The sequence below is a fragment of the Corticicoccus populi genome, assembly GCF_042686195.1.
GTDB lineage: Bacteria > Bacillota > Bacilli > Staphylococcales > Salinicoccaceae > Corticicoccus > Corticicoccus populi.
Map to the genome: position 1 here is coordinate 240,967 of NZ_JBHUOQ010000003.1, position 19,714 is coordinate 260,680.

Genomic DNA, 19,714 nt, shown 5'->3' on the forward strand with positions numbered 1-19,714 from the left:
AAAGTTATAGATATTGACCGTCAGTAAGTGGTAAAATGTTATTAACACACTATAAGGGAAGTGTCATTATGCATAAAAACGACAAGTCAAAAGTACAGAAAGTCGTATCGATGCTCAATGAACTTGGAGTTAAAGTGAAAGTTTCGGGCTCGAGATTTGATATGATGAAGCGGATTTCTCATAAGGAAAAACTGAGACTTAAAGAAGGTAATATCTAGACATAAAAATGACGCCGGATAACGGCGTCATTTTTATGTCTTTCTTTTATATTGATGGAAGTAAATACTCATTACTATACCCATCGCAATCATATTCGCCCAGAGACCGCTGCCGCCGTAACTTAAAAACGGCAGTGGAAGACCGGTGATCGGAAGAAGCTGAATCGTCATACCGATATTTTGGAAAATATGAAAGGTGAGCATCGATAAGTACCCGATAATGAAATAAGAAGAAAACGTATCTTCAATTGTCACTGCGATCCGCAGCAGATGAAGCATCAGCATAAATAATATAACAATCACAACGGTGCTTCCTAAAAAGCCGAACTCTTCACCGATAATGGTGAAAATGAAATCCGTATGATTTTCCGGGATATATATAATACCTTCAGTAAAGCCTTTCCCGTCTATCCCGCCGGAACCGATGGCACGTAATGAGTTGGAGAGCTGAAAACCACTGTCTGATGCATATTCATCCGGCTGCAGCCAGGAGTATATACGCTCAAACTGGTAGGGCCGGACACCCAGGTATGTCTGAAGCAAATCCGGACGGAATATAATACCGAGTATTAATATTAAGCCCGTAGTCCCTGCGACGGAAAGTGTCGGCAGGATCAGCCACCAGCTGATTCCTGACACAAGAATCATGCCGAGGAGAATAGCAATCAGAACAAGCACTGTCCCCAAATCATTTTGCAGAAGTATGAATATCATAGGGAGTATACTGACCAGTGCCATTTTAAATAATAATTTCACATCACTGTTTAAATCATTTCTGATTTTATACTTGTTGTGCTGGCTGATGACATAGCCTAAAGCAAGTATGTAAATGACTTTAACAAATTCAGAAGGCTGAATACTGATAAAGCCGAACTGGTACCAGCTTTTTGCACCGTTAATAATCGGCGTAACAGGTGATACGGGAGCGATGTAGAGTACAATCAGACTCAGCATGCCGATTCCGTATATGACCCAGATGTACTGTTTGAAAAATTTTATTGGAATAAATGTAATAACAAATAATGATATAAAACCAAGGACATAGAAAAGAATCTGTCTCAGAACAAAGTCAGTGTTGTACTGTCCGCTTGTCATTGCCGACTGAATCATCACAACGCTGATTACTGCAAGTACTATAAGAATAAGCACTAATATCCAGTCTATGCGTGCAAAGATATTAGAACTCCGTCTTTTATAATTATCTTTAACTTCCAAAAATTTCACCCTATTCATACTGAAATCGTGATTTTCATTATACTATATTTTATAATGAATTTAAGAGATGATATTAAATAATAACAACAATTGAGTTTAACCACATTATATACATGAAACGGGTGGAATAAAAATGATAAATATGACAATAAAAGAAATTGCGGAAATTACCGGTGCACGGCTGAATAAAAGTGCGCAGGAGATTCAGGATGAATCGATTCAGGGTGTGTCGATTGATACGCGGTCTATCGAGAAAGGGAATTTGTTTGTACCGTTTAAAGGAGAGAATGTAGACGGTCATAGATTTATTGATAATGCCTTTGAAAAGGGAGCCGGGGCTTCATTTTCTGAAATTGATAATGATGAAAAAGACGTTCCTCTTCTTTTAGTGGATGACGGCTTAAAGGCACTGCAGGAACTTGCTGCGGCATATTTAAAAAAGGTGGATCCGAAAGTCATTGCGATTACAGGATCCAACGGTAAAACAACGACTAAAGATATGGTCGAGTGTCTGTTAAGACCGGATTATAAAGTGAAAAAAACAGAGGGGAATTATAATAACGAGATTGGTCTGCCATTGACGCTTCTCGATCTGGATGCGGATACTGAAGTATCTATTCTCGAAATGGGGATGGACAGCTTCGGTGATATTCAGTTCTTAAGTGAGATGGCGGAGCCTGACATTGCCATTATTACAAATGTAGGGGAATCACATATTGAAAAACTCGGTTCACGTGAGAATATCGCAAAAGCAAAGTATGAAATTGTAGACGGCTTAAAAGAGAACGGAACATTTATATATTCGAAAGATTACCCGAGACTGGAAGCAATCGTTGAAAAAGATGTCCCGTACCAGATTTTAACCGGCGGCATGGATAAAGGGAATGATGTGGTGATTGAATCTGTAGAGCAGACAAGCGTCCAGACATTGTTCTCCTTATCCACTGGAGACTATATAGAAATTCCTCATCTCGGTGCACATAATGCACAGAATGCGACACTTGCATTACTGGCGGCGAAAGTTCTCGGAAAAGAGATTTATGAGACGAAAAATTATTTTAAACATTTGTCTGTAACAAAAATGAGAATGGAGCAGACGGAGCATGAGAGCGGCACGCTGATTATTAACGATGCATATAATGCGAGTGCGTCCAGCATGAAAAGTGCGCTTGATACCGTAGAGAATATGAACCGCAGTAAAAAAGTTGTGGTGCTTGCGGATATTCTGGAGCTCGGTGAGTATTCAAATGAAATACATGACGGCATTGGTGAATATCTCAATGAAAAACATGGAATCGACTATCTTGTTACGTACGGTGAAGCGGCAGAGCGCATCAATGAAAAAGCCGATATGCCTAAAATTCATGCGGAAAGTATTGAAGCGGCGGCAGATGCAGTGAGGCCGTATCTATCCCCTGAGACTGTCCTCCTTGTGAAAGGTTCAAGAGGTATGGAGATAGAGAGGGTGATTAATCATCTCTCATAAATTAGGGATATTATTTCTGCACGGTTATACAGGGGGAAGATTTGAACTCGAGCCGTTATTTAATTATTTGAAATCCAGATATACATTTGAATATGAGTTCCCGATTTATCCGGGGCATGGTAATGTTCTGGATTTAAGCAGTACGACCGGAAATGAGTGGTATCTTGAAGCACATGATGCATATATGCATCTCATGGAACGGGTTGATGAAGTGTATGTCATTGGTTTTTCAATGGGCGGTGTATTTGCGAGTCACATTGCACAGCACTTTCCTGTAAAAAAATTAGTTTTAATTGCGCCGGCGTTCGATCATACGAAACTGACCCAGTTATCAAAGCTGCACTTATCCCCGAGGTTTTTCAGCGAGCATATGAAACTGAATATATACAATAAAATTAAAAAGAGGCTGAAGGATATTCCGGCACGTGCGTTTAAAGAATTCAAAATGATTGTTGATGAGAAGGCACCGGGCGTTGAAAATATCAGCAGTGAAACGTTAATTGTGCATGGAACGATTGACCTTCTGGTTCCGTTCACTTCGAGTGTTGAGCAGGCGGAGAAAATGAAGGACTGCCGGCTTGAGCTTATCGAGGATGCACCGCATTTATTTTCTTTTACAGAGGATAAACAGCTCGAATTAAATATCGCGGTGGAAAGATTTTTATTTACCAAACCGTTTAATGTGCTTGTGTGAAAAGGGTAATGGTGTTAATATAGAGGAGTTATACGTAATAGAGAACGGAATTAGGAAAAAAGGAGTTTATAATTTGAAGTTTTTTAAAGAATTAGGAGTCAGTGAAGAGACTTTAAAATCACTGGAAGAAATGGGATTCGAAACACCGACACCTATCCAGCAGGAAAGTATTCCGACAGCCCTTGAGAGAGTTGATATACTCGGACAGGCACAGACTGGAACAGGTAAAACAGGTGCTTTTGGAATACCAATTATTGAGAACACTGCTAAAGGTGAAGGGTCTCAGACATTAATATTAACACCGACAAGAGAACTTGCCGTACAGGTAAGTGATCAGTTGAAGAAGTTTGCCAAGCACAAACAGTTACGAGTTACAGTAATCTTCGGCGGCATGAGCATCGACCGTCAGATTAAAGATTTAAAACGCCGTCCGGAAATTATTGTCGGAACACCTGGACGTGTGATTGATCATATTAGACGCCGCACGCTTAAATTGGACAGCATTAACACATTAGTGCTGGATGAAGCGGATGAAATGATGAATATGGGCTTCATTGATGATGTGAAGTTTATTATGAGTGAACTGCCGGCAGAAGACCGTCAGACATTACTTTTCTCTGCGACAATGCCGAGAGCGATTCAGGAACTTGTGACAAGGTTCATGAATAATCCGAAAATCATCAAAACAATGAATCAGGGAGCGAATGACCCTCAGATTGATGAGTACTATACAATTGTTAAAGAACTCGAAAAACTTGAGGTGTTCACAGACTTTTTGGATGTACATCATCCGGAACTTGCGATCGTATTCGGCCGTACAAAACGCCGTGTAGACGAATTGACAAGTGCACTTATCGCAAAAGGCTATCGTGCAGAAGGGCTGCATGGTGATATTACGCAGTCTAAACGTCTTGAAGTTCTGAAGAAATTCAGAAATAATTCTCTTGATATCCTTGTGGCAACTGATGTTGCAGCACGCGGTCTGGACATTTCAGGTGTATCACATGTATATAACTTTGATATCCCGCAGGATGCAGAGAGCTATACACACAGAATCGGCCGTACAGGACGCGCAGGACATGAAGGTATGGCATTAACATTTGTTAATCCTGTTGAAATGGATTACCTTCGCATGATTGAAACTGAGAAGAAAAAAACCATCCGTGCACTTCGTCCTCCTCATAAAAAAGAAGTAGAGAATGCGCGTCAGGATGAAATCTTCAATAAGATTACAACTTGGAAAGAAGAAAACGACAACCAGGTGACGCAGTCAGTTGCTGAAAAATTAATTCAGGAGCATGGCGCTGAAGATGTTGTTGCTGCAATGCTGAATGAGTTCTTATTTGCAAAATCAGATGATAATATTCAACTGTCATTTGAAAAACCGTTAACTAAAAAAGGTTCAAGACGCCATAAAGGCCACGGCGGTGGAGGCGGAGGCAATAAAAAATTCCGTAATAACAACCACGGCCGTCCGCAGAAAAGAAATGATTCAAACCGCCGTAATCAGGGCAGAAGAAGCAAGTCCGGCAGAACATTTAAAGATCATATGAAATAAGTATTGAAAACGACAGAAGTCAAAAGACTTCTGTCATTTTTTAATTATAAACTTATACTTCACATTGTTTTATTATCTACTTTTAAATCGGTATAATAAATATATCAATACATAGCGGGAGGCAATTATGAAAAAGATAGATTTGCAGGCAGTCTCTTATTTAAGAATGACAGCAGTGCTGGCAGCAGTTTTTTGGCTGGCAGGTGCTGCTTTGTTAACTGCCGCAGTGCTGTACTTTTCCTGGCCGTACTTTATTTTATGGATTGCAGCGGCTGTTTTAGCAGTGATAGTGATTATTGATGTATTCGTGTCTCCAAAAATATATTACAAAGTGACACGTTACGGGGTATTTGATAACCATATTATTGTCAGGAAAGGCTTTATTTTTATCAGCACGACATTAATTCCAATTAAAAGAATCCAAGGGGTCTCGCTCCGGACAGGCCCGCTGTCACGCCGTTACAATCTGGCATATGTCAGAGTGAACACAGCGAGCAGTATGATGGAACTTCCTCCGCTTTCTTTAAAAGAGGGTATGGAGATGAAACAGAAAATAATGAATTTGGTAAAGGAGGAAATCACTGATGTATAGTCCGCAGAAACTGCACCCGGTCGCATATTTAGGAAGTGTGGCAAGCGGGATAAAAAACCTGTGGCTGCCGATTATACTGATACTTTTCAATCAGAGGGAAACAATATTTTCAGGGAATATTTCTCTGAGATGGTTTCTGATTGTCGGCGGAATATTCCTGCTCCTCCTTATTATTTTCGGTGCGGGGGATTTTATTAATAAGTACCGGACACGTTTTTGGATAGAAGACAAAAAGTTTATATTAAAAGATGGTGTATTGACCAGGCGTGAAAAAGAACTTGATGTCGGCAGAATACAGTCCATTGATTTTAATGAGCCTGTATTACACAGACTTTTCGGCGCAGTGAAGCTTGAGATTAAAACACCGGGTGAAGGAATCACAATTGACACAATCAAAAAGGCCCAGGCTGAGGAACTGCAGAGTATACTGTATAAAGAAAAGGACAGAATCAATGAAGGTTCAGATTCAGTTGAAACAAATGTAGAAATTGGAGACAGTTCACCATGGCCGAAAGAGGAAGAAGCGGAGACATCGAAAAAAGAGTTTAATATACTTTATAAAATGTCAGGGAAAGAGCTTCTGCTGATGGCGATGACGAGTGGCGCGCTCGGCAGTTTTATCGCAATTGTATTTGCATTTCTGAACCTGATCGGAGCGACGTTCCTGATCGAGGTGTATCTGGAGTACTTTGAGGATGTCTTTCAAAGCCTCGCGATCGGCCTGACAATTGCGATTCTCTTCTTTGTCGCAGTCGGTTATGTTATCGGTATATTGATTTTACTCATTAAGTACTATAACTATACTTTGAAAAACCATCATGATGACCTTGCTGTTGAGTATGGTCTTCTTGAGAAAAAACATAAGAGTGTCAATATCAACCGCGTACAGAATATTGTAATTAAAGATTCACTGCTAAGACGGCTGATCGGTTACTACTCTTTATCAGTAACAATTACCAGTGAAGATTTTTCAAAAGATAATGCGAACGGCAGTGTAGTGCTTCTGCCGTTTATTAAGAAAAATGAAATCTATAATATCATTCAGGAAATTTTCCCGAATTATCATGTGGGGCAGCCGGATAAAATTGTACCGAGACGCGGTTACCGAAGATATTTCCAAATCATGACGTCAGTCTTTATCATTGTCACAGCTGTTGTGCAGTATTTCTGGTGGAGTTATGCATGGATTGTCGGGCTCGTGCTGATTTTAGTCACTGTACTGTCCGGAATCTATTCGGCACGTAACAACGGCTACAAAATAAACGGTGAAGAAATTAATGTATTATCGACAGCGTTCTTTACGCGGTCGCATTTTGTCATTAAGCATGACAAGGTGATTGGTGCAAAAATTAATGAGAACCCTTTATTGATTCGTGCGAAGCTTGCTAATATTTCAGTGACCACTGCAGCCGGTGCGGCCGGTTCAAGTGCAACCATTCACTACATTGACCGGAAAGATATAGACAAAGTATGGCACTGGGCGGAAAGGGGAATGCAAAATGAAGAAAATATCACCGAAAGCAATTAAGCTGTGGCGGATAAAATCATTGATATCCGCAGGTATAATACTGCTGATTGGTATAATACTGCTTGTTGTTTCCCTGTATTTCTGGGACTTCCTGCCCTGGTGGGTGTCGCTCATTGTCTTTGGTATTTTTATTTATACAATTATTGTACATGTCTGGATTCTGCCGAAGTTAAAGTACAGATATTTCAGGTACGGTGTGATTGATGAAGAGATTCGTGTACACCAGGGAATCTTTTTTAAATCACGTGTTGCAGTACCGCTGTTTAGAGTTCAGAATATAGATACAACCGTCGGACCTATAATGAGAAGTATGAATTTGACGGGAATCAGTTTGAAAACATCTGCAGAGCGTGTATACATTCCTGAACTTTATGACGCGGAAGCAGAAGAGCTGAGAAGTCTGATCAGAACACTAATTAATGAATCGACGGGGAAAAAGATATGATTAAGGGAATCGGCACAGACATTATAGAACTTTCGAGAATTGCCAAAGTGAATAAAAAAGACAGGCTCGCCGGAAGAGTGTTATCACCGGAAGAGTATTTAAAATACGAATCACTGACCGCTGAAGCGAGAAAGATTGAGTTTCTGGCCGGCCGCTTTGCTGTGAAGGAAGCATACAGTAAAGCGCTCGGAAGCGGAATAGGGGGAAATATCTCATTTAAGGAAATATGCTGCGTGAATGATTCAAGCGGAAAGCCGGTTTTGAAGAATGATTCCAATGCACATATATCTATTTCCCACTCAAAAGATTATGCTGTTGCAATGGTGATACTGGAAGTTAATTGAAAGGGAATGATAGTGTGAGCGACAGGTATTACAGAAATACACTTCTAAATGTAGATTTAGAAGCGGTTCATCATAATTTTAAAGCGATACAGGGGATTCATCACGACAGTACATTTATCGCAGTCGTTAAAGCAAACAGTTACGGCCTCGGCAGTCTTGCAGTTTGTGAATATCTGGCTGAAAGAGGTGTCGGCTTTTTTGCGGTGGCAACTCTGGATGAAGCGATTGAACTTAGAATGCACGGTATTAAACAAAAAATTCTTGTACTCGGCGTGATTAACCCTGAGGATATTAATAAAGCGATTCAGCACAGAATCGCAGTGACTGCGCCAAACTTGACATGGCTGAAAGCAGCAGAAAATAATGTGACGGATAAATATGATAAAGAAGTATGGATTCATATTAAAGTGAACACAAGTATGAACCGTTACGGTACAAGCGACATTGAAGAAATTCATGAGATGATCCGGCGCGTGAATACTTCTGAAAGTTTTATTTATGAAGGCATATACAGTCATTTATCATCAGCGGATGAAGAGTCGGATATCACTGAAGCACATATTGAACAGTTCAGAAAAATTGTGGGCAGTGTCGAGAAAGCGGAGTACACTCACATACAGAACTCTGCCGGGTCGCTAAAGTATCAACTGGATTTCTGTGATACTATCCGGGTGGGGATTTCATTGTATGGATATTACCCGAGTGAACATATAAAAGAAATCTCTAATGTACGGTTAAAACCGGCGGTACGGCTGGTGACGAAAATTGCGGATCTTCATGAACTGTCACCGGGTGATAAAGTCAGCTACGGCGGCCGTTATACTGCTTCAGTGAACGAGAAAATTGCCACACTGCCGCTGGGATACGCAGATGGTTTTACGAGACACCATACTGGATACAAAGTAGCACTTCGAGGAGAGTCCTGCCCGGTAGTCGGTACAGTATGTATGGATTCTATAATGATAAAGGTTCCGGAAACGGCATCAATAGGTGATGAAGTGGTCATTATTGAAAATGATGTGGAATCCGAACAGTCACTGGAAGCCTATAGCAGTTATATAAAGACGATTTCCTATGAATCAATATGTGCATTGTCACGCAGAATTCCGAGAAATTATACAGGTGAAGGAACGACTTTCATTCACAATGAAATACTCAAATAACTAGTAATGTATTTAGTGGCATGATATTATTACTGTGAGTTGCTATCTGCCTGGAGTGTTGTTTATTATGAATGAATTAACATATCTGAAACTTGAACAGGAACTTAAGAAGGGTTACATTGAGATGGGTGATATTAACCTGTCTCTTGCAAAAGAGTACTATAATATTGAATGTGAAGCAGAATCTTGTAAAGAAGAGGATCTTTTAAACTGTAAAGATGGTGAATAGATGAAAAGAGGAGAAGTATATCTTGCGGATCTATCACCGGTGGTGGGCTCAGAGCAAGGCGGTAAGCGGCCTGTAGTAATTATACAGAATAATGTCGGCAACTATCACAGTCCAACAGTGATAGTTGCTGCAATTACAGGCAGAATTAATAAGGCGAAGATTCCGACACATGTGGAGATTTCAAAGGATACATATAATCTGGATAAAGACTCAGTCATTTTACTGGAGCAGATCAGAACTGTTGATAAGAAAAGACTGATGGAAAAATTGACTTACTTAAATGATTCAAAAATGAAGGAAGTCGACAGAGCGTTAAAGCTCAGCCTGGGTATAGAACAACCTAAGCCTAAAAAGAAAAATAAGAAAAGAAATCAATGACTTTTGCACGCAAAAGTCATTTTTCTTAGACTAAAGAGGAGGTGGATACATGACTTATGTCGATAATATTGTTCAGGAATATCGTGACATTATAATTAAATACGTCGAACACGGAGAAGAAGATAGTGCAGTTGAAGCATGTCATTCACTCAGTGAAAAAGTAGTAGACCTGGATATGTCTCCGGAAGAAATGGTTACTTTACATATGGATTTACTGGATGACATGAAGGTGACAGACGGAGCAATGATTAGAAAGTCGCTGGATATACTGCAGGAGGTCATTGTTGCATTTGGTTTTACGTACAGAGATTACCGTGCGATGCTTGCCAAGATGGAAATTCATGATAAGGAATTGGATCTTGCTGCGAGTCTTCAGGAGACGATGCTTAAAACAACAATCCCGAGTTTTGAAACACTCGAAATTGGTGCAATCAGTGTACCGGCAGCTAAAGTGAGCGGAGACTATTTTAATATTATCAATCACGGGAATAACACTGTAAGTTTTGCAGTTGCAGATGTCATTGGAAAAGGGATTCCTGCTGCTATCGCAATGTCCATGATTAAATTTTCAATGGATTCCGAGGGAATGATTGATGCACCTTACGCCGGACTCAGGAAACTGAACAGAGTGGTGGAGAAAAACGTCAATCAGAATATGTTTATTACAATGTTCTACGGTCTGTACAATTATAAGATGGACCGCCTGTATTTTTCTTCCGCAGGACATGAACCCGGGCTTGTGTACCGCTATGAAATTGACACGTTTGAAGAAATCGATGCAAAAGGGATTGTACTCGGCGTGACAAAAGAAGCGGAATATGAAGAACAGAAAATTGATCTGGCAGAGAATGACATGCTCGTGGTCTTTACAGATGGTGTGACTGAACTTAGAAAACATGACAGTTCATTTATCGACATCCAAGAAATAAAAGATATGATTCGGGATACACGAGACCATCATCCGCAGGATATCGTACAGTATATATATGAAAGTTTAATCAGAATGCAGAATCCAAACAAAAAAGATGATTTAACTTTGTTTATTCTGAAAAATAAATCAAAATAATATGTTTAACTGCTATTATAATTAGGGTAAATAACTAAAGGAAAATATTTGGGGAGTGTCGGCAATAATGAATATGAATATAAGTACTACAGAAAAAGAGACTGAATACGTTGTTGTGTTAAGCGGGGAGCTGGATGTATATACAGCGCCTGAATTACAGCAGGTGCTTGAACCGATCAGACACGCCGGGACACACGATGTGAATATAGATTTAACTGAAGTGGGATATATGGATTCTACAGGCCTTGGAATTTTTGTAGGGACGCTTAAGGATTTGAATCAGCATGGCAAGTCACTCCGGGTCAGCGGCGCATCCAAGCGTATTTTGAGATTGTTTGAAATTACAGGTCTGCGTGATTTAATGTATATTAATGAGACCTCGGAGGTTGAGTAAATGTCACAAAAATATGATTATATAGAGATGAAGTTTCCGGCGAGTGCAGAATATGTTGGATTAATCCGTTTGACAGTTTCAGGAGTTCTCTCAAGAGCCGGTGCATCATACGACCAAATTGAAGACTCTAAAATCGCAATTTCAGAAGCAGTTACTAATGCTGTTACTCATGCCTATGGATTGGATGAAACAGGTGAGATTCTTGTCGGCTTTGCGATATATGATGATAAAGTTGAAATGATTGTAGCAGATCATGGACAAAGTTTTGATTATGAGCAGGTGAAAAATGAACTGGGTCCATACAAAGAAGATGATAATGTGAATTATCTGCGTGAAGGCGGTCTTGGTCTGTTCCTGATTGAAACATTAATGGATGAGGTCTTTGTTAAAAAAAGTCCGGGTGTTACAATTAGTATGACTAAGTATATTGATGAAAGCCAGGTGCATTCGAATGGAGAAACACTCGTCAACGGTTAAAGAAAATCAGCCTGAAGAGATTAATACATTGATTGCCAGGTTTCAGAATGATCAGGATACATCAGCACAGGAAGAGTTAATTGAACGTTACACAAAGCTGATTGAGTCCCTGGCATACCGTTATTCTAAAGGGCAGAGCCATCATGAAGATTTAGTGCAGGTGGGGATGCTCGGATTATTAGGAGCGATTAAGCGTTTTGATACTTCATATAAAAGAAGATTCGAAGCATTTTTAGTCCCTACTGTTGTTGGTGAGATAAAACGATATTTAAGGGATAAGACATGGAGTGTTCACGTTCCTCGGAGAATTAAGGAAATCGGACCGAAAATAAAACAGGTAACGGATGAGTTAACGAATCAGCTTGAACGTTCCCCGACAATCAATGAGATTGCCGGGCGTTTAGAGGTGTCCGAAGAAGAAGTGCTTGAAGTGATGGAAATGAGCCAGAGCTATAATGCACTCAGCGTTGACCATTCTATTGAAGCGGATAAAGACGGGTCTACTGTGACGCTTCTCGATGTGATGGGGGACAGTGACGACAATTATGAATTAGCTGAGAAGCGTTTGATGCTTGAAAAGATACTCCCGATACTATCTGACAGAGAGCGGGAAATCATCCAATTTACATTTATGGAAGGTTTGAGTCAGAAGGAAACAGGTGAGCGCATCGGTCTCAGCCAGATGCATGTTTCCAGACTTCAGAGGACTGCGATCAAAAAATTAAGAGAAGCAGTATTACAATATGAATAAAGACCCTGACCTGATTGGTTAGGGCTTTTATATTTATTAAAGAGTGTGCTTCAGAGGAGAAAGTAAAATGAATGAAAATCTAGTTAAAGAAATAGAAAGTGAAACAGGATTTAAAACAAAATTTATAAAGAATGTACTTAACTTACTGGAAGAAAAAAATACAGTGCCGTTTATTGCGCGTTATAGAAAAGAACAAACGGGTGAAATGAATGAGGAAGATATAAAGAAAATTGCTGATAAATATCAGTATATGGAAACTCTTTTGAAGAGAAAAGAAGAAGTCATCCGACTGATTGACGAGCAGGGCATGCTGACCGGAGAGCTCAGGAAAGATATTTTGAAGCAGACCGTACTGAACAGGGTGGAGGATTTATACCGGCCGTTCAAACAAAAGAAAAAGACACGGGCAACAGAGGCTAAAAGGAAGGGGCTTGAGCCGCTTGCGGATTTAATATCATCTCAGGAAGATCACTCGGTTCTGAACGCAGCTGGGAACTACTTGTCGGATGAAGTGGATTCTGTTGAGACAGCAGTTAATGGGGCGCTTGATATTATTGCTGAGGAAATATCTGATTCTCCGAAATATAGAAGCTACATACTTAAAGTGATTCAGGACACTTCCCAAATAGAGACATCCAAAAAGAAAAAGGCGGAAGATGATGCCGGAGTATTCGAGATGTACTACAACTACAGTGAACTCATCAAATCTATTGTGCCCCACAGGGTGCTTGCGATTAACAGAGGAGAAAAGCTGGGGATTTTATCTGTTAAGTTTAGTCATGAGACAGAACGATTTGAGCGTTATATATTAAACCAAATACTAAAGAAAGAGTCACAGACAAAAGAATTGCTCCAAACGGCAGTAAAAGAGAGCTTGAAGCGCTTAATTATTCCATCGATTGAAAGAGAAGTCAGGGGCAGTCTGACAGAGAAAAGTGAAGTTCATGCAGTTCATATTTTTGAAGAAAATCTAAAACGTCTGCTGCTGCAGCCACCTTTAAAAGGAAAGGTTATACTCGGTGTCGATCCGGCATTTAGAACCGGGTGTAAACTCGCTGTAATTGACCGCGCCGGTAAATTTATGGATAAGGGTGTTGTGTACCCGCATCCGCCGAAACCTAAGAGGGAAGCGGCTGTAAAACAGATTACTGACAGCATTAAAACATACGGTGTGACTTTAATTGCGATTGGTAACGGTACAGCATCAAGAGAAACTGAAATATTCATCAGTGAGGTTTTGAAAGAAATTAATGACAGCGGTATTCAGTTTATTATTGTTAATGAAGCGGGGGCAAGCGTATACTCAGCTTCAAAAATTGCACGTGATGAATTTCCTGATTTCAATGTCGAAGAACGTAGTGCAGTGTCTATTGCAAGGCGTGTGCAGGACCCGTTAAGTGAACTTGTTAAAATTGATCCCAAATCTATCGGTGTCGGGCAGTATCAACATGATGTGAATCAGAAATTCCTCAATGAGTCACTGGATTTTGTGATTGAAACGAGTGTCAATCAGGTGGGTGTGAATGTTAATACAGCATCTCATATTCTGCTTGAGCATGTCGCGGGACTGTCACCATCCATCAGTAAAAATATTGTAAAATACCGTGAAGAAAACGGCGGTTTTAAAACTAGAAATGACATAAAAAAAGTTCCGAGACTCGGTGACAAAACTTATGAACAATGTATTGGATTTCTGAGGATTCCAGGTAGTACAGAACCGCTTGATAAAACCCCGATACATCCCGAACAATATAAAAATACGTATCAGTTAGTCGGGCTTATGGATTTAACTAAAGATGATATTGGATCAAAAGAAATGGCGGATAAACTGGATAGCCTCGACATTTCTCATGTTGCTTCAGAATTAGAAATCGGTGAGCCGACACTGATTGATATTGTGGAAAGTTTAAAAACCCCGACAAGAGATATTCGTGATGATTTTGAAACACCGGTGTTAAAATCAGATGTTTTAAGTATGGAGGATTTAAAGCCGGGAATGATTTTATCCGGAACTGTCCGAAATGTAATAGATTTTGGTGCTTTTGTTGATATAGGTGTGAAACAGGATGGTCTGGTACACATATCAAAACTAACTAAGAAGTTTATTAAACATCCTTTGGAAGTTGTGGCTACAGGAGATATAGTTGACGTGAAAGTGATAGATGTGGATGTAAATAAAGGAAGAATTTCATTATCGATGAAAGATGTATAAAAAACGGAGGCTGTTTACAGCCTCCGTTTTTTATTATTTAATTATTTTCGTAGAAGAAGTCGCCGTTTTCTAAGTCGACATCGTTAATATCAATACCTAGAGCGTCTGCAACACCTTTTCCGTAGTCTGGGTCAGCATGATAACAGTTAAAGATATGACGCTTCTTAGTTCTGTCTGTCGTGCCGTCCATTTCAAGTGCGGTATTTTTGAAGAGTTGTTTTTTAGACTCTTCAGACTGAAGGCGGAATAACTTCCCTGGCTGTTCATAGTAATTGCTGTCATCTTCACGGAAATCATATTCATAAACAGAAGAGAGTTCCAGATCAAGAGACGGTTGTTTAGCTTCCGGCTGTGAATTATGAGCACCGTAACTATTTGGATAATAGTTAATATGTGATCCTAAGTTGCCGTCGACTCTCATTTGTCCGTCACGGCTGAACGGGCATACATTCTCAGCACCTTTAGGTGAGTTTACAGGAATCTGATGATGGTTTACACCAAGGCGGTATCTTTGAGTATCACCATAACTGAAAATACGTCCCTGCAGCATTTTATCCGGAGAGAATCCAATTCCCGGAACAATGTTAGTTGGAGCGAAAGCAGCCTGTTCAACATCTGCAAAGTAATTTTCAGGGTTTCGGTTTAACTCGAATTCACCAACTTCTATTAATGGGAAGTCGCCTTTATACCATACTTTAGTTAAGTCGAATGGATTATAAGGATGATTTTTTGCCTGCTCTTCAGTCATTACCTGAATGTACATTTTCCATTTAGGGAAGTTACCTTCTTCAATTGCATTGAAAAGGTCTGCCTGAGAAGATTCACGGTCTTTACCAATCACTTCTTCAGCTTCCTCAGCAGTGAAGTTTTCGATACCCTGTTGAGTACGGAAATGCATTTTGACCCAGACACGTTCATTGTCTTCATTGATGAAGCTGTATGTGTGTGAACCAAAACCGTGCATATTTCTGAAACCTTTAGGAATACCGCGGTCAGTCATAATGATTGTAACCTGGTGCAGTGCTTCCGGAAGGTTCGTCCAGAAATCCCAGTTGCTTTCAGGGTTTTTCATGTTGGTTTTTGGATCGCGTTTTACAACGTGATTTAAACTAGGGAATAATTTAGGATCCCTGAAGAAGAATACGGGTGTATTGTTACCAACTAAATCCCAGTTACCTTCTTCTGTGTAAAATTTAAGAGCGAACCCGCGGATATCACGATCAGCATCAGCAGCACCGCGTTCACCAGCTACAGTTGAGAAACGGGCAAACATTTCAGTCTCTTTACCAACCTCGCTGAAAATTTTTGCTTTAGTATATTTAGTGATATCATTTGTAACAGTAAATGTACCGAAAGCACCTGAACCTTTTGCGTGCATACGGCGCTCAGGAATGACCTCACGGTCAAAATGAGCCATCATATCAAGAAAGTAAGGGTCCTGCATTACGAGTGGACCGCGTGGTCCCGCAGTTGCTGTGTTTTCACGATCCCCCACAGGGTTACCGAAAAGGGTAGTCAAACGATTATCTTTTTTGTCATTAGTCATGAAACTTTTCCCTCCAAATTGTTTTATTTATTTATAATGATTCTAAATAAATAATATCATATAGAGATAATAATTCAAGATAAAAAGTATATAAATGCCAAAAACATAATAATCAATTAATAATTAAAAAGGTAAAGTTACTTTAATTGAGTTTTACATTTATATAGTAGAAACTGGTGTCCAAAATGATTTTATAAAACTTGATCAAAAAAATACGGAAAAGTTATTGACTTCTTTCCTAATAGAGTTTAATATAAATATCGTTGCTTTACTGATATGGCCCGTTGGTCAAGTGGTTAAGACACCGCCCTTTCACGGCGGTAACACGGGTTCGAATCCCGTACGGGTCACTTTTAAAAAAGTTAATAAAAGTTGTTGACATTGAAAACAACATGTTATAGAATATAACTTGTCGCTAAAATAAGAACAAACAATTAACTTGTGATAAGCGGTTGTGGCGGAATCGGCAGACGCGCTAGGTTGAGGGCCTAGTGGGAGTTAATCCCGTGGAGGTTCAAGTCCTCTCAGCCGCATCATTTCCGAAACATAATTATATAAAGCGGGTGTAGTTAAATGGTATAACCTCAGCCTTCCAAGCTGATGTCGTCGGTTCGATTCCGATCACCCGCTCCATTTTTAAAAAAACGAAGCACATTGAAAACTGAATGACAATATGTCAACGTTAATTCCAATAAAACGGACTTCTACGGAAGTCAACACAGTTGAGGCGGCCAACATAAAAAACGCAATGGAGCTTAAGACAAGTTCTTCAATTATGGAGAGTTTGATCCTGGCTCAGGATGAACGCTGGCGGCGTGCCTAATACATGCAAGTCGAGCGCAGGAAGCATTTAGAAGTCTTCGGACGGACGAATGTGGAATGAGCGGCGGACGGGTGAGTAACACGTAGGTAACCTACCCATCAGACTGGGATAACCACCGGAAACGGTGGCTAATACCGGATAACCCTTTTAAACAAAAGTTTTAAAGTTGAAAGGCGGTTTCGGCTGTCACTGATGGATGGACCTGCGGCGCATTAGCTGGTTGGTGAGGTAGTGGCTCACCAAGGCGACGATGCGTAGCCGACCTGAGAGGGTGATCGGCCACACTGGGACTGAGACACGGCCCAGACTCCTACGGGAGGCAGCAGTAGGGAATCTTCCGCAATGGACGAAAGTCTGACGGAGCAACGCCGCGTGAGTGAAGAAGGGTTTCGGCTCGTAAAACTCTGTTGTTAAGGAAGAATGACGGGTATTTAACTGATGCCCGTGTGACGGTACTTAACCAGAAAGCCACGGCTAACTACGTGCCAGCAGCCGCGGTAATACGTAGGTGGCAAGCGTTATCCGGAATTATTGGGCGTAAAGCGCGCGTAGGCGGTTCATTAAGTCTGATGTGAAAGCCCCCGGCTCAACCGGGGAGGGTCATTGGAAACTGATGAACTTGAGTGCAGAAGAGGAGAGTGGAATTCCATGTGTAGCGGTGAAATGCGCAGAGATATGGAGGAACACCAGTGGCGAAGGCGGCTCTCTGGTCTGTAACTGACGCTGATGTGCGAAAGCGTGGGGATCAAACAGGATTAGATACCCTGGTAGTCCACGCCGTAAACGATGAGTGCTAAGTGTTAGGGGGTTTCCGCCCCTTAGTGCTGCAGCTAACGCATTAAGCACTCCGCCTGGGGAGTACGACCGCAAGGTTGAAACTCAAAGGAATTGACGGGGACCCGCACAAGCGGTGGAGCATGTGGTTTAATTCGAAGCAACGCGAAGAACCTTACCAAATCTTGACATCCTCTGACCGTCCTGGAGACAGGATTTCCCTTCGGGGCAGAGAGACAGGTGGTGCATGGTTGTCGTCAGCTCGTGTCGTGAGATGTTGGGTTAAGTCCCGCAACGAGCGCAACCCTTAACTTTAGTTGCCAGCATTGAGTTGGGCACTCTAGAGTGACTGCCGGTGACAAACCGGAGGAAGGTGGGGATGACGTCAAATCATCATGCCCCTTATGATTTGGGCTACACACGTGCTACAATGGGCAGGAACAAAGGGCAGCAACGCCGCAAGGCCAAGCGAATCCCATAAAACTGTTCTCAGTTCGGATTGGAGTCTGCAACTCGACTCCATGAAGCTGGAATCGCTAGTAATCGTGGATCAGCATGCCACGGTGAATACGTTCCCGGGTCTTGTACACACCGCCCGTCACACCACGAAAGTCTGTAACACCTGAAGCCGGTGGACTAACCGTAAGGAGGTAGCCGTCGAAGGTGGGACCGATGATTGGGGTGAAGTCGTAACAAGGTAGCCGTATCGGAAGGTGCGGCTGGATCACCTCCTTTCTAAGGAATATAGGAATGGGATTGTTGACATATTGTATTCAGTTTTGAATGTTTCTTCGGAGATATTCTTTTAAATTTCATACTTAATTTATTTAATAATGGGCCTATAGCTCAGCTGGTTAGAGCGCACGCCTGATAAGCGTGAGGTCGGTGGTTCGAGTCCACTTAGGCCCACCATTATTAAGTTATATATGGGGGCTTAGCTCAGCTGGGAGAGCGCCTGCTTTGCACGCAGGAGGTCAGCGGTTCGATCCCGCTAGTCTCCACCATTTTAAAAGTTATGTACATTGAAAACCGGATAGAGAAGCAATGAAAAATGATTTTAATCGAAAATCAAAGCGTAGAAACCGAGAAGAACAAAAGAGTTCAAAAAATACACGCAAATGTACGAAAGTACACTCACAAATTCATGACTTGATTAAGTGATGAAGGGCGCACGGTGGATGCCTTGGCACCAAGAGCCGATGAAGGACGGAACAAACACCGAAATGCTTCGGGGAGCTGTAAGTAAGCGACGAACCGAAGATATCCGAATGGGGGAACCCCGCACCGCGAGGTGTGACCGGCAAGTGAATCCATAGCTTGCACGGAGGTAGACCCGGGGAACTGAAACATCTTAGTACCCGGAGGAAGAGAAAGAAAAATCGATTCCCTGAGTAGCGGCGAGCGAAACGGGAAGAGCCCAAACCAGCTACGGCTGGGGTTGTAGGACACCGATAAGATATGGACACGCGAGTTGAATCGTCTGGGAAGGCGGACCGAAGAGGGTAAAAGTCCCGTAGGTAAAGTGTGGAAGTATTGCGGTGGATCCTGAGTACGGCGGGACACGAGGAATCCCGTCGGAATCTAGGAGGACCATCTCCTAAGGCTAAATACTCCTTGGTGACCGATAGTGAACCAGTACCGTGAGGGAAAGGTGAAAAGCACCCCGGAAGGGGAGTGAAATAGAACCTGAAACCGTGTGCTTACAAGTAGTCAGAGCCCGTTAATGGGTGATGGCGTGCCTTTTGTAGAATGAACCGGCGAGTTACGATATCATGCGAGGTTAAGCAGCGAATGTGGAGCCGCAGCGAAAGCGAGTCTGAA

At 41.4% G+C, this 19,714-nt stretch carries 18 protein-coding genes, 5 tRNA genes and 2 rRNA genes; 23 read left to right on the plus strand and 2 right to left on the minus strand.

What is annotated here, in order from left to right:
* The first annotated feature begins 68 nt into the window (after positions 1-68).
* Positions 69-218, plus strand: a complete 150-nt coding sequence (locus ACFSX4_RS09500) for an Lmo0850 family protein (protein ID WP_377773974.1) — start codon at positions 69-71, stop codon at positions 216-218.
* Between the two features lie 33 nt (positions 219-251).
* On the opposite strand, the gene ACFSX4_RS09505 is transcribed toward ACFSX4_RS09500, so the two are convergent.
* Positions 252-1,451, minus strand: a complete 1,200-nt coding sequence (locus tag ACFSX4_RS09505) for an FtsW/RodA/SpoVE family cell cycle protein (protein ID WP_377773976.1) — start codon at positions 1,449-1,451, stop codon at positions 252-254.
* 115 nt (positions 1,452-1,566) lie between these two features.
* Here ACFSX4_RS09505 and ACFSX4_RS09510 point away from each other — a divergent pair, with 115 nt between their 5' ends.
* The 15 genes from ACFSX4_RS09510 (at position 1,567) to ACFSX4_RS09580 (ending at position 14,750) form a co-directional block, all read left to right on the plus strand.
* Entirely contained in the window at positions 1,567-2,919 is a 1,353-nt protein-coding gene (locus ACFSX4_RS09510; RefSeq protein ID WP_377773978.1) for a UDP-N-acetylmuramoyl-tripeptide--D-alanyl-D-alanine ligase, read from the plus strand.
* A gap of 16 nt (positions 2,920-2,935) precedes the next feature.
* Complete coding sequence (locus tag ACFSX4_RS09515; RefSeq protein ID WP_377774017.1) at positions 2,936-3,613, plus strand: alpha/beta hydrolase; 678 nt, start codon at positions 2,936-2,938, stop codon at positions 3,611-3,613.
* A 130-nt stretch (positions 3,614-3,743) separates the two neighbouring features.
* Positions 3,744-5,171: a DEAD/DEAH box helicase gene (locus ACFSX4_RS09520; protein WP_377774019.1), complete on the plus strand. Its 1,428-nt coding sequence runs from the start codon at positions 3,744-3,746 to the stop codon at positions 5,169-5,171.
* 127 nt (positions 5,172-5,298) lie between these two features.
* Positions 5,299-5,763: a PH domain-containing protein gene (locus ACFSX4_RS09525; protein ID WP_377773980.1), complete on the plus strand. Its 465-nt coding sequence runs from the start codon at positions 5,299-5,301 to the stop codon at positions 5,761-5,763.
* A complete protein-coding gene (locus ACFSX4_RS09530) occupies positions 5,756-7,291 on the plus strand; it encodes a PH domain-containing protein (RefSeq protein ID WP_377773982.1) in 1,536 nt (511 codons plus the stop codon). Before ACFSX4_RS09525 ends, ACFSX4_RS09530 begins: the two co-directional genes overlap by 8 nt.
* Positions 7,263-7,736 (plus strand): PH domain-containing protein, encoded by a 474-nt coding sequence (locus ACFSX4_RS09535; RefSeq protein WP_377773984.1) that lies wholly within the window; start codon positions 7,263-7,265, stop codon positions 7,734-7,736. Before ACFSX4_RS09530 ends, ACFSX4_RS09535 begins: the two co-directional genes overlap by 29 nt.
* Positions 7,733-8,080: a holo-ACP synthase gene (acpS, locus tag ACFSX4_RS09540; protein WP_377773986.1), complete on the plus strand. Its 348-nt coding sequence runs from the start codon at positions 7,733-7,735 to the stop codon at positions 8,078-8,080. Before ACFSX4_RS09535 ends, acpS begins: the two co-directional genes overlap by 4 nt.
* A gap of 14 nt (positions 8,081-8,094) precedes the next feature.
* Positions 8,095-9,243 carry an alanine racemase gene (gene alr, locus ACFSX4_RS09545; protein WP_377773988.1) on the plus strand — a complete coding sequence of 383 codons (1,149 nt, stop codon included), beginning with the start codon at positions 8,095-8,097 and terminating at the stop codon, positions 9,241-9,243.
* A gap of 67 nt (positions 9,244-9,310) precedes the next feature.
* Positions 9,311-9,472 (plus strand): antitoxin MazE, encoded by a 162-nt coding sequence (locus ACFSX4_RS09550; RefSeq protein WP_377773990.1) that lies wholly within the window; start codon positions 9,311-9,313, stop codon positions 9,470-9,472.
* A complete protein-coding gene (locus tag ACFSX4_RS09555) occupies positions 9,473-9,850 on the plus strand; it encodes a type II toxin-antitoxin system PemK/MazF family toxin (protein WP_377773992.1) in 378 nt (125 codons plus the stop codon).
* Positions 9,851-9,899: 49 nt separating this feature from the next.
* Positions 9,900-10,916, plus strand: a complete 1,017-nt coding sequence (locus ACFSX4_RS09560; protein ID WP_377773994.1) for a SpoIIE family protein phosphatase — start codon at positions 9,900-9,902, stop codon at positions 10,914-10,916.
* A 67-nt stretch (positions 10,917-10,983) separates the two neighbouring features.
* On the plus strand, positions 10,984-11,310 hold the full coding sequence (locus tag ACFSX4_RS09565) for an anti-sigma factor antagonist (RefSeq protein WP_377773996.1): 327 nt from the start codon (positions 10,984-10,986) through the stop codon (positions 11,308-11,310).
* On the plus strand, positions 11,311-11,787 hold the full coding sequence (gene rsbW, locus ACFSX4_RS09570; protein ID WP_377773998.1) for an anti-sigma B factor RsbW: 477 nt from the start codon (positions 11,311-11,313) through the stop codon (positions 11,785-11,787).
* Positions 11,762-12,538, plus strand: coding sequence for an RNA polymerase sigma factor SigB (gene sigB, locus ACFSX4_RS09575; protein WP_377774000.1), 777 nt, complete (start codon positions 11,762-11,764; stop codon positions 12,536-12,538). The genes rsbW and sigB overlap by 26 nt, the downstream gene beginning before the upstream one ends.
* Before the next feature lie 67 nt (positions 12,539-12,605).
* A complete protein-coding gene (locus ACFSX4_RS09580) occupies positions 12,606-14,750 on the plus strand; it encodes a Tex family protein (RefSeq protein WP_377774002.1) in 2,145 nt (714 codons plus the stop codon).
* Between the two features lie 37 nt (positions 14,751-14,787).
* On the opposite strand, the gene ACFSX4_RS09585 is transcribed toward ACFSX4_RS09580, so the two are convergent.
* A complete protein-coding gene (locus tag ACFSX4_RS09585) occupies positions 14,788-16,296 on the minus strand; it encodes a catalase (protein WP_377774004.1) in 1,509 nt (502 codons plus the stop codon).
* Between the two features lie 278 nt (positions 16,297-16,574).
* Here ACFSX4_RS09585 and ACFSX4_RS09590 point away from each other — a divergent pair.
* The 7 genes from ACFSX4_RS09590 to ACFSX4_RS09620 form a co-directional block, all read left to right on the plus strand.
* Positions 16,575-16,646: transfer RNA gene (locus tag ACFSX4_RS09590), tRNA-Glu, on the plus strand.
* Positions 16,647-16,744: 98 nt separating this feature from the next.
* Positions 16,745-16,829 (plus strand) — tRNA-Leu (locus ACFSX4_RS09595).
* 26 nt (positions 16,830-16,855) lie between these two features.
* Positions 16,856-16,929, plus strand: a tRNA-Gly gene (locus ACFSX4_RS09600).
* A 139-nt stretch (positions 16,930-17,068) separates the two neighbouring features.
* Positions 17,069-18,628: ribosomal RNA gene (locus ACFSX4_RS09605) — 16S ribosomal RNA — on the plus strand.
* Between the two features lie 100 nt (positions 18,629-18,728).
* Positions 18,729-18,805: transfer RNA gene (locus tag ACFSX4_RS09610), tRNA-Ile, on the plus strand.
* Positions 18,806-18,821: 16 nt separating this feature from the next.
* Positions 18,822-18,897 (plus strand) — tRNA-Ala (locus ACFSX4_RS09615).
* Positions 18,898-19,044: 147 nt separating this feature from the next.
* Positions 19,045-19,714: ribosomal RNA gene (locus tag ACFSX4_RS09620) — 23S ribosomal RNA — on the plus strand; the annotation flags it as partial.